Genomic DNA, 11,226 nt, shown 5'->3' on the forward strand with positions numbered 1-11,226 from the left:
GCTGCCCTTTACAACAAGCCTTTCGTGCCAAGTGCCACATGCAGAAAAAACAGTGGCACGAACCAAGATAGGTTAACATGCCCCTGCTCATTGTAAAGGGATCGCTTCGCTTAGCCGGTTTCGTCCATTCCGTTATTCTTCACACGCCCTTTAGATATACTTCCGCCAAATCTATACGACCTTCTCCATGCCCTAAATATTCCTGCACCTTATCCATGACTTGTACGACTTCCCTGTATAACGGTCGTTCCTCTTTCGTGATTGTATGGTCTTTGCGATAACCAACTTCCCGATTCTCTAACATGCGTTGAATCACTTCACGACCTGCGGTTTCAATTCCTCTTTGCTTCAACTCGCTTTTTAGCATTTCTCTGGCATATGTATGCCTAAAAGAATGAGAACCTTTTACTCCTGCACGATTATAAGCTGATTTAAGCGTGTTATAACGCACAGGAGATAAATAAGCGTCCTTTTCCTTCCCCTGAATCAATTCACGCACTCTCGCTTCAAATTCGGGCCTACAAGGCGATATACGACCTCTTCCTGCCTTTGTAACACCTTGTGCTGTATTTAAGGCTAGCTTATCTTCTGAAGCCCTCCAGAAGAGCTTACCGTCCTTTTCAACGATATGGGCCACTCTTGAATTAGCAACTTCCCGCAAACGAAGTCCAAAAGCTTGTTGGAGATCCGCACCAACTTTCGCATTGGTAGAAAGCTTTTCTCGAAAACCCTTTATTTCTTCTACAGAATAAGAACGATCCTGTGGTTTTTCACGAGTAGCTGTATCTATCAACCTAGTTTTCGGGATCCACTCTCGCCCCTCAAACCCCTTATCCACTGAAATATTGTGCATTCCTTTCTGCAGCAACCTTAAATTCGTTTCTATGTTGATTAAGTGACCATTTGAAACTCCTTTTTCTTGCATATGAGAAATATAATCTCGGTAATCCGAACGCTTTAACTGGTACAGATCTTTTACTCCCCGCTCTTTTATCCATTCCGCAAAATTCTGCCCAACGGAAAGCGTGTGCTTCACTTGTGTGATGGAGTGAATACCTGTTTCAGTTCCATTTTGTCGCAACTCTTTTTTGGACTTTCCGATATAGTTAATTCGTTTAATTGCTTGTTCTACTTGATATTTCAGTCGATTACCACCCCGATTATTTGCCATTTAAACACCTCCTACATGTTTTTTAAAATAAATGCAATAAAACTAAAACTCTTCTAAACCGCTAATTTGACGGTTAACGCCATAAGGTGACGCATTTCACCTTCGGTTCAAAGGCATCACCATATGGCGTACCTCGTTCTGCTCATGTGTGTATTGAAGCCTAAAGCCAGCGAACATTGTTCGCTTCTAATCGTGACCCATGAAAGTCACAGTGTTGCTACTTTGTAGCAAGAAACCGCTTCGCGATTTCGTTTCGTCCCAGCTGCACTGGTCTGGATCAATCAGCTTCGCCGATTGATCATTTCGCATCTTTCAGATACGAGCTATCAACCAAAGTCGATAGCCATTCTTCATCCCCACGTTCCGTCCGTAAAATACCGGAACCATTCTCCATTTCGGAAATACACCTTCAGACATTTGTTTCGAATATCTCGTTCGATTTTTACGATTTCCTCTTTTTGATATTTTGTCTTTTCCTCGTTACCGATCACGCTCAAATGTTTTGCATGAACCCTTTCGAATAATTTCGTTTCAACCTCGTTTAGTTTGATTGTCATTAATTACCTCTCCCTTTTCCGATGTACTTGAAGTACTCCTGTTTTATAGTTTTTAAATGCTATACACTTCTACACTCTTTTATCACGTTTAGTTATTATTTTCGCCAGATACGAACAAGGACGGACTCCCCTTACTTATAACAATAACTATTTTCTGAGACATTTTACCTCTAACAACGATTGATTTGAAGGAACCATAGATTCATTATTCTTTCTCCCAAAGAACACAAAAAGGCCTTTGGGCAGATTGGTAGCATAGTAAGTCATGCTTTTAACACAATCAGTCCAAAGACCTGTATTATTCATCACCGTCAGATCCCGCTTGGGTTCGACATAAAAAAGTAAAATAAATTTAGTATGTTATTAGTTTACCATTTGAAATCTTTTCTTTCAATCTATCTTTAAAGGCTTTTTCAAGATTCATAGCGAATATTTTCTAAGAGGTGAACTATATGCAAAACAATACAAAAACCTATTCGAGCAAAGAGGTCGCAAAGCGGCTTTCGATACAACCAGTCACCATCCGAAAATACTCACAATTGCTGGAAGAACAAGGATACCTTTTCGCCAAAGCTGAAAATGGTTGGCGTCAATATAGCTTGGAATAAATTTTCTTTTGATATTTTAATTAACCCATGCAGAAAGTTCCTTAAATTCCTTCTTCTTTGCTCCAGTCAGATATTTACCGTTGATACTGCTATGTTCCTCAAATGGAAAAGAACCTCGCCATGTGGTGAGGTTCTTTTCCAATGAAAGATTAATACTTAGACGGCATTCCCCATCTAAGACAAAATTGAATTTTGTTTTTATATGTTATGTAGCAAAAGCTAAAAGATACTTGATATTAAAGATATTCCCTTATTTTTTTTATATTAAACAAAAAAACCTCGCCATTCCGCGAGGTTTTTTAAAACTATGAATGAAATTTGTTTACCTTAACGGCATTCCCCGTCAAGACTAATTTGAATATCTTCATTTTTGCATGTAGAACTTAAACAGTCAAGCCTTAACTTTAAATTGACTTATTAATAATATTATTGAATTTGGTTAGTAGATCGGGTAATTGACCGGCGACATTCTTCCGAACACTTAGACCAATGATGTTTTGTAAACGTCTATAATGCACAAATTTCATCTGACCAAAGTTCACATAACAAGTCTCTACTGTTTGACCACCTCTTGCCGGTAAACCTAAGTTGGTTACCTCCATGGTGTTTTCTTTATCAGGTTGACGTGTTTTTGTTAAAGGCGCTACTAAAAAATTGCTACCTTTTCTTGTTAGTAGAATACCATAATGACCATCGGAAATTTCTCCGGCATAACCTTGGCCGTGATTTACCCAAACTACATCACCCTTTTGTAAGTTCTGCGGATAATTATCAGGTAAAACGGATTTTATTTGTCTTCTCAATTGACGTACTTTTTGAATAGATTCTTCATCAGTTTTACTTGTTAGTTGTTTCACTGTTGCTCTCGAATGGGTTTCTATTTGATGTTTTCGATTAGTTGCAGTTTTTTCTAAGTACCAATCAATTAGTTCCATTGCATAATCTTCGTCAAAATCAAGTAATTGACTGTATAGAGCTTTTGTTTTGTCCCTTACTTTTTCTTTCTTTGCAGCATTATCTCGTAAATTCCCCAAATCTCTCTTTCTCCTTTGTAAAAAATATATATTTCTAAATTGTACCATTCCTGCAAAATTGCAGACGTTATGTACAAGAATGGACATTACTAATTATCCGAAGGCAACCACATATACACCGCTTTTTAGAGTGGTGTATAAATGGGCACTCTCTCTTTGAGAGTCAGATAGTTATCGTCAAAAATGTCCGATAGTATTGGTTTCTTTTTTTCGGAAACCAATACCTAAAACGGAATCGCTGAAAATTTTAATTTGAGTTCTCTCCCCGTGACAGACATTTTTGTCCGTCAACCATTAACGACTAATCAACCTTTTCATTAACAGAGCCTTTACATCGAGCAAAGCGACAACAAATATTGCTGCTTATTTTGAAAAAATAACAGCTATTATATTTGTAAAGGTTGTAGGAGTCTCCTACCAAGATAAAACCTCGTTTTTGGGGTGTGTGGTCACATACCCGTAGCTTGCCCCTCCTTCTTCTTTAAACCACATAGTAAGAACGAAATATGAAGATTAGAAAGAAAGGATACAAGGAGTTTTTTGCTATCGCGACAAACCGTTTTTCAGCGACTAATCAAATTCATTCAAGTCATTTATGACCCTTCATTTCCGCTAATTCTTTCAGTAATGCTTCCCGTTCTTCTGCAATATTGACATTGCCTTTTTCCTCTTTTAGTTCATTAACTTCACTACTTTTTTTAAACCAATCAGGAATAATTTCTTCCCTTCCAGTTTTTCTTTCCTTGGTTGGTTGAAGGTCAGAGAACGTTGGTTTTTCTCCACTTTCATAAGCTTCCCACGCTAATTGAATTTGCGACTTAATAAATCCAAGTGGATTTTGTACCGACTTTTCTACATTTACATATTCAATAATCATGGCTAATTCATTCTCAGCTTTTTCGCCCCATATGAATGATGCCCCTTGATACATTTGAGAAAAATAATTTTGAGTGAATTGATAAAGGTTTTTGTCCGCTAAACCATTTAAACGGATATATACATCTTCATTTACAATTGATTTTTGGGGTTGCTCGGGTTTCTTTTTGGGTTCAGTTAACTTAATTTCTTTTTCTGGAGTATGTCTGATTGTAAATTCAATTCGTTCAACGCTGCGTCCCTTCTTTATTTCATTGAAATTAATATAAAGGTCTGTTTTTTCATTCACTTCTGTAATGGCTGTTACCAAAACACGCGCTTTTAAATTAGCGTATCTTGGATATACCCCTTCACCTATCCCAAATTTACCTCTTAAATCCTCAATAGAGCATTCCCATCTACTAAGATGTTGCCACTTTTTCATAAGTTCATATAGTCTGATCGAGTAAGTACTATTAAGATTTAAAATATTGCTCAATCGATATGATGTAAACTGGTTTTTCAGTTGAAGCATATAAGGCTTTAATTTTGGTGAGAAAGACAAGTCAATAACGCCTTCCCCTTCTTTATATTCAGCACTAGAGATCCAGTTCGCTAATATCCAACCACCATTTTCCTTAGGAATTTCAATTGTTTTAGTCATTAAGTTTTCTGCAATTTCCTTCATTTGTGTATACTTCACACTACCTTTTAATCCCAACATTTCACTAAAGTTTTTAACAGATATTCGATAGTCTTTAAAATCCTCATCAGACGGTTGGATCATACTGACCATCGTAAGCACTATCTTTTGTTCACGAGCTGTCAAAGGATTCTTATGACGTGCTTCAATTAAATTATTGCCTTGAGTGACTAAATAATTATCCTCCAACGAAAAATCTCCTCCCTTAATGATAACAGTATTTTAGAAAAAGTTACTTAATTACAATAATATACTTAATAAAAAGCAGGGTCAATATGAAAGATAACATTAAAATTTAAAAAGTTACCTTTAAGACCAAAACTGTTATCTTTAAGACCAAAACTGTTACCTTTAAAAGACCAAAACTGTTACCTTTAAGACCAAAACTGTTACCTTTAAGACCAAAACTGTTATCTTTCGTACTTGTGACGCTATACATACCAAGGGTTTGTGGTGCCCCTAAATCACTTAAAACAAAGAACTTAAACATTAATTACTTAAAACAACAACAACAAAGATATGTTGGTGTTGGTCAAAATTCTGCAAGAAATAATTTCTCTTTTTCTATCAAAATCCAAATAAAACGAAACCATGAAAATAAAATCATTTATAGATATATAAAAAGACAAATCTATAAACAGACTTGTCCAACTCTTCGAATAGAACAAATATATCCCTAAAAAGGCACAGGTCGCTCGTATATCAATCTTAAAGGTAAAAATAGGTATATCTATCAATCTATTTTTAAGACGTCTTCTAGGGGTGTTTAAAACGTTTTTGCGAAAATAAATACATCTTTAAACAAAAATAGGGAACTTCCAATAATTCTACATCAATCACCGTTTTTTAAAAAAACGAGCAAAAAAACCTAGACTTTCCTCTTCTTTTTTACGACTTTCCATAGTTTCCTTTAGACTCAACAATAATTCACGATCGTGTTCTTCCAGTTGTACTCGTCTTGGCAAGGATTCCTTGATGTAACTTTTCAATTCCAATTGTCCTTGTACCAATTCCTCTATTATTTCTCGCATAGCATTCATTTCTTTATTTTGTTTGATTAATGATTCTTGAAACGACTCAAGTGTTGTAGGAAGAACAATTAACTCTTTATTTTCAATTCGTGTAACTTCACCACCAAATTTTTCTAAAAGTAACATTTCCATTTCTTTAGGATCTGTACGATGAATCCCTTTTTTTCTTTGATCTTTAGTGACTTCATCTATAAATTCAATACGTTCAACTTGCTGCTTATTGTACATACGCTGATTATTGTTATCTGGATCTTTTAAAACAGGCTCAGTCCCGAGCCATCCCCGCTCTTCCCATTTATGCAGTTGAAATGATTTAATTTCTAATTCTTTTGTAATTTTGTTAATTGGAAATCTCATTACTTTCCCTCCAAAAACAGCCTAAATTAAGCTTTATTTTAGCCCTATTTTAACCTTAATTTATCTTTAATTTAGGCTAACTTAGCCCTGTAAGTCAAACTTTCTTTATCTTTTTGTACCGCTCTCATTCAATCTTGTGGATAAAGACTGTGCTGAAGGTTAGTAAAAGAAAAAACATAAAACAAATTTTGCATATGGACATGTTATATCTGCATTAGGTTCTGGAATGTTCAAAAAGCTACGGGTGTGTGATCATACACCCCCAAAAAGAGGTTTTTGTCTTGGTAGGAGATTCCTATAACCTTTACAAATATTACTGTTTATTTTGAAAAAATAAACAGTAATATTTGTTGTTGCTTTGCTCGATTGTAAATTTTAAAAAAGCTCTGCTAAAGAAAAAGTAATAGACTGAACGGGTATGAAGTTAAGTAGAGTCGCCTAATTTTAAAAATTTATATAATTCAGAAAATAATTGACATTTCTTGATATTTAATTTAGCATTTTTTAAAAAAGGAGGAAAAAAGATGAAGAAAATCTATATTTTGGTTGTATCAATAGTTATGTTTTTATCAATCTCGTTTTTACCTCAGTCCCATGCAAATGCAAGTGAAATTGGTATTACCCCAAGCGTTGTAACACATTCTGAAGAGGTAACCTATGAGGAACTTGAACCATCTATCCAAAAAGAATTAGGTGAACCAACAGAGGATAATCAAATTTACACAATTGTGAATTTTTACGTTAATAATGAAAATCAAACAAGAGCAATAGATGCACCGGTAGGAACTTTCGTTTCTACTATTAAAACTGATGATGATAATAATAGAAAGAAAACTTTGAATTGGACTGCAAGTTCAGCTTATCACGGCTTTGATTTTCTGAATTTTAGTCTTAATACGGGAGCAAGTACTTACACTTGGACTAGTCAAGGCCAAGGGAAATTCTCGGTTTCAGGAAGTAAAACATGGACCTATAAAGAAGGAGGAATATATAAAGTGAGTATATCGAGTCAAGCATATTTTTATGGGGCTAGTGCTGCAACACTCTCCAGTATTCCTTCGATAATAATTGTACTTTAGGTGCATAAAAGATATTAATTATGATTTTTGTAAAGAGGTAGATAAATGATATCCAAAAAATATAAGCCTTTATTGTTAAATGATTTAATCGAACTATTTATACAACAGAAATATAATTGCGATGAAAACAAACATTATTGTATAAACTACTTTATCGACAAAGACTTTATAAATGATGTTGATATTAATTATTTCAATGAGATTTTTGAGGAAGTCCATTTAACAAAACAAGAAGATGAAAACTTTTCATTAGAGTTATTTAACTTAAAAAAATCAGTCTTAGATCAATTTGATTATTGTTACCAAAACAATCTTTTGGATGATCCGTATACTCATATTATAAATTTTGTTAGCTACCAAGAATTACTAGTAAAAAGAAGTCCAACATTCGGACTTGCTCAGGAGAAAAAACTTGTCTTTGAAAGTTGCGAGATGAAGATCCCTGATTTGTACATTTCACAATTAATAATTAAATATTCTCTTTTCAGGAATAAATATGGCACACCAGCTATTTCTATATTTACTCCTTTTATAAAATGGACGGAGAATATAGAGAAACATATTATTTCTTATTTCGGTTCCTATTTTCAGGATATAAGATTATATGTTGTTGAAGTGAATAATGAAAAATATATTACAGTCATTAAACTTTACGAATTAAAGGAAGCGTTATGTGATTCATCTGTAGAAAATATATTTTACTTAATTCAATAGTACAAATAGCTTCCCATTATTGATCTCAAAGATGAAAGTGCATTGAATCGATTGTTAAGAGTAAAAAAAGAGTTTGGAAATTCCAAGCTCTTTTTTCTATAGAAAAACAACCATTGACTTTAATATCCTTGAAAAATGAAAAATTAATCTGGAAAATAACTAGTACCTATTACTTGTTTTAAATTTAAATTTAAATTTATAATAAAGAGTTCAAATTTTAGGAGACTTTTTGTACTTATCGATCAATATCTGTAATACTTCATCAATTTCCAACTCACCATCAATATGCTGCTGAAACCTGATCCTCAGGTGCTACGGTTTTAGCTCCTAGGCTGTTAATTGACTCTGCCAAAACTGATATCTCCGCTCGTTTTTCTCTGGTTGTATTTGCGATGCAATATTCGTTCATATTCAACCTCCTCATAATCATTTTCTTTCTTGATCCTACTGTCTTGAAAACAATTTTTTGTATAAATAACTTACATATATTTACATCATAACTTTAAAACCGGTTGCACTCTAAGGGAGTGAAGGTCCTATTGAGACAAATACTGCCCTTTTATTGAGACATCGAAATATCCATGTCTCATAACACAATTTATGTTGTACATTTTAAGTAACCTCAAAATAGACAATAAATAAATCAGCTATAGAGCTAACTTTAATGTAAATTTTATGTTGTATAATAAATAGAAGATGAAATCATGCTTTTGAGGAGTGATTAGACAATGATAATTGGTTACGCACGTGTAAGTACAAAAGAACAAAACTTAGATAGACAAATAAAAGACTTAGAGGATTATGGTTGTGAAAAGATTTTTTTAGAAAAACAGTCCGGAAAAAATTTTAATCGACCAATTTATCAAGATATGCGAAGTATGTTAAGGTTCGGTGATGTATTAGTAGTTCATGATCTAAGTCGTTTTGGTCGGAATAAGGACGAAATAAGGAATGAATGGAAAGCAATAATTGATGAAGAAATTGATATTGTCGTTCTTAATATGCCAATTCTTGATACTCGAAAATATAAAGAGTTACCAGGTGTAGGGCAATTGGTTTCAGATTTAGTTTTAACCTTGCTGTCGTGGATGGTAGAAGAAGAAAGGCAGCGAATCACACAAGCTCAACGGGAAGGCATTGCCATCGCTAAAACCAAAGGGAAATTTAAAGGTCGTCCAATGAAATACCATGAAAACGCTAAAGACCCAAAAGACCGCCTTATATATAATGAAATAATTAGAATGTTAGATAACAATAAATCTGTACAAGATATCAGCAATGAAACGGGTGTCACTCGAATGACAATATACAATGTCAGGAATAGAAGATGATTTTTTCTTCTATGATACCCATATGTCTATCAATTCACCGCTAGGCTTTATGAAATCCAAATTAAAAACTGCTTTAAAATTGCACATAAATGGCGAAAAAGTTAGCTTTAACGAATTAGAATTATCAGGTGGTCGAAAAGAAATGGTTCCTGAGTGGTTCGGGAAAAAAGATGATTCCAAAGAAGAAATTGAAGAACCGAATATCGAAGAGGAACGACAAAAACTATTGAGAGAACTAGGAGTAGGAAAATGAAAATTAGTAGAATGATGAAGCTTCATCATTCTACTAATTTTCAAGTCATGAAATGACACGGAAATATTTTAATTAGAATGCACAAATCCCCACCAGAATTTATAGGTGGGGATTATTACTTTAACTATATCAAATTAGAAGAAATGATTCATAGAATAGCTTTATTCATTTTACTGGATCTATCTAGCTAAGATAGAGAAATAGTTTTTATTAATCTGAGTAAGACTTAAAAATAGTTAATTCTGCATTGCTGCTAACTGTATAAAAATCAACATTTCCAATAGGAGCTACTGCTGCACCACTTAATTTAAATCTATACTCTCCTTTAACCATATAGGGTAACTCTATTGTATCCGATCCCGTTGATCCCAGAACCCCTGCACCTGACAAAGTATAGGTTTTCCATAAAACATCATTTTGATAGACTTTTAATATACCTGAAAATACCCAAGGTTCAAGAGTGTCGGGTTTTACTCTCCAAGTAATCATTCTACCAGATGCACCCCAATCTAAACCTGAATAACCACCACTACCTGGGAAAGTTGTGAGGGGTTTGATTATATTTTCATCATCCTCAGTTGGTGTTTTGTCGAAGTCAACTGAGACATCCTCAGAAGCATCGTAAACAATTCCATTTGCTTCAGATTTCACTACGAATAAAGAAGAAATTAAAATAAAAACTAACAAAAAAGAAGTTAAAAGTTTTTTCAATATAAATCCTCCATTTCTAATGTATAATTAGTACTCCGATAAATTTACCACAATAAGGAAGGGATATATATCAAATGTGTGAAGATAAAACCATAATTGCACCTATCGAGCTGAATTTTCTGTTATTTGTAAATAAAATCTACAATAAGACTTGGTATTCTAATATTAATTGTGAAAACTTTTATGATCATTTTGAAGATAGACTTGAGTTGTTGTGGAATAAAAGAGTTGATTCTTTAATTACTGACAGAACTTATGTGCTAAATGATAGTTTAATTAAAGAGGATATCAATGAATTAATTAATAATGAAAAAGCTGCTGAAACAGTGGTTAAAGAATTTACAAATTTATGGGGTAGTTTACCTCCTCATGGATATGGGAGTCTTATAGAGAGGATTTGCGGGGGATTAAGGATTGAACAGATTAAACAGATAGTCGGAACTGACACTATTAATATTATGATTACATTTGATTCTATTCCATCTAAGTATAAAAGAGAGAATCCCAAATATAAATTGAAGATCCTTCCCTACATGGATTTTTTAAAATATGTTTAAACTTTTTTATATTAGTTTTGGGGATTAGTATTCTTGTAATATTACGCATACCTAAAACCGATGTAAATCCTTATTTAGTGATTTTCCAAATAGATATTTATTCATAGGACGGATTAGGTGAACTCTCAAACCCGGCAAGTCAACGATGTATATTGGATGCATAAAGGCTAAATAGTTGAAAAAGGAAAAAAGTTAGGGGCGGCAAGGGTTGAAGGGAGGGTGACAACTTGTTTTATTCATTTACACCACTCCATGAACTCCACTG

General features: G+C 33.8%; 13 protein-coding genes. 6 read left to right on the forward strand and 7 right to left on the reverse strand.

Annotated elements, in window-relative coordinates:
- Positions 1–139: 139 nt before the first annotated feature.
- Together MKX53_RS19550 and MKX53_RS19555 are read right to left on the reverse strand one after the other, a co-directional pair.
- Positions 140–1,171, reverse strand: a complete 1,032-nt coding sequence (locus tag MKX53_RS19550) for an integrase (protein ID WP_340772060.1) — start codon at positions 1,169–1,171, stop codon at positions 140–142.
- Between the two features lie 350 nt (positions 1,172–1,521).
- On the reverse strand, positions 1,522–1,728 hold the full coding sequence (locus tag MKX53_RS19555) for a hypothetical protein (RefSeq protein ID WP_169361532.1): 207 nt from the start codon (positions 1,726–1,728) through the stop codon (positions 1,522–1,524).
- Between the two features lie 452 nt (positions 1,729–2,180).
- Between MKX53_RS19555 and MKX53_RS19560 the strand changes: the two genes are divergently transcribed.
- Complete coding sequence (locus MKX53_RS19560) at positions 2,181–2,336, forward strand: MerR family transcriptional regulator (protein WP_340772069.1); 156 nt, start codon at positions 2,181–2,183, stop codon at positions 2,334–2,336.
- A gap of 404 nt (positions 2,337–2,740) precedes the next feature.
- Here MKX53_RS19560 and MKX53_RS19565 read toward each other — a convergent pair whose 3' ends face one another.
- From MKX53_RS19565 to MKX53_RS19575, 3 genes are all read right to left on the reverse strand, one after another.
- On the reverse strand, positions 2,741–3,370 hold the full coding sequence (locus MKX53_RS19565) for a hypothetical protein (RefSeq protein WP_340913702.1): 630 nt from the start codon (positions 3,368–3,370) through the stop codon (positions 2,741–2,743).
- Positions 3,371–3,959: 589 nt separating this feature from the next.
- Entirely contained in the window at positions 3,960–5,117 is a 1,158-nt protein-coding gene (locus tag MKX53_RS19570; protein ID WP_340913704.1) for a replication initiation protein, read from the reverse strand.
- Positions 5,118–5,764: 647 nt separating this feature from the next.
- Positions 5,765–6,316, reverse strand: coding sequence for a hypothetical protein (locus MKX53_RS19575; RefSeq protein ID WP_340772044.1), 552 nt, complete (start codon positions 6,314–6,316; stop codon positions 5,765–5,767).
- Between the two features lie 524 nt (positions 6,317–6,840).
- Here MKX53_RS19575 and MKX53_RS19580 point away from each other — a divergent pair.
- Together MKX53_RS19580 and MKX53_RS19585 are read left to right on the forward strand one after the other, a co-directional pair.
- Positions 6,841–7,395, forward strand: coding sequence for a hypothetical protein (locus MKX53_RS19580; RefSeq protein WP_340772046.1), 555 nt, complete (start codon positions 6,841–6,843; stop codon positions 7,393–7,395).
- A gap of 45 nt (positions 7,396–7,440) precedes the next feature.
- The gene (locus MKX53_RS19585) at positions 7,441–8,109 is read left to right on the forward strand and encodes a hypothetical protein (RefSeq protein WP_340772048.1); all 669 of its coding nucleotides are present in this window, start codon (positions 7,441–7,443) and stop codon (positions 8,107–8,109) included.
- Positions 8,110–8,389: 280 nt separating this feature from the next.
- Here MKX53_RS19585 and MKX53_RS19590 read toward each other — a convergent pair whose 3' ends face one another.
- On the reverse strand, positions 8,390–8,518 hold the full coding sequence (locus tag MKX53_RS19590) for a hypothetical protein (RefSeq protein WP_340772050.1): 129 nt from the start codon (positions 8,516–8,518) through the stop codon (positions 8,390–8,392).
- 319 nt (positions 8,519–8,837) lie between these two features.
- Between MKX53_RS19590 and MKX53_RS19595 the strand changes: the two genes are divergently transcribed.
- Both MKX53_RS19595 and MKX53_RS19600 read left to right on the forward strand, forming a co-directional pair.
- A complete protein-coding gene (locus MKX53_RS19595; protein ID WP_340772052.1) occupies positions 8,838–9,440 on the forward strand; it encodes a recombinase family protein in 603 nt (200 codons plus the stop codon).
- A complete protein-coding gene (locus tag MKX53_RS19600) occupies positions 9,421–9,693 on the forward strand; it encodes a hypothetical protein (RefSeq protein ID WP_340772054.1) in 273 nt (90 codons plus the stop codon). The genes MKX53_RS19595 and MKX53_RS19600 overlap by 20 nt, the downstream gene beginning before the upstream one ends.
- A gap of 210 nt (positions 9,694–9,903) precedes the next feature.
- Here the strand turns inward: MKX53_RS19600 and MKX53_RS19605 are convergent, their stop codons facing one another.
- Entirely contained in the window at positions 9,904–10,404 is a 501-nt protein-coding gene (locus MKX53_RS19605; RefSeq protein WP_340772056.1) for a hypothetical protein, read from the reverse strand.
- Positions 10,405–10,478: 74 nt separating this feature from the next.
- Between MKX53_RS19605 and MKX53_RS19610 the strand changes: the two genes are divergently transcribed.
- Positions 10,479–10,961, forward strand: coding sequence for a hypothetical protein (locus MKX53_RS19610; RefSeq protein WP_340772058.1), 483 nt, complete (start codon positions 10,479–10,481; stop codon positions 10,959–10,961).
- Positions 10,962–11,226: the final 265 nt, after the last annotated feature.

The organism is Psychrobacillus sp. FSL K6-4615 (assembly GCF_038008225.1).
GTDB lineage: Bacteria > Bacillota > Bacilli > Bacillales_A > Planococcaceae > Psychrobacillus > Psychrobacillus psychrotolerans.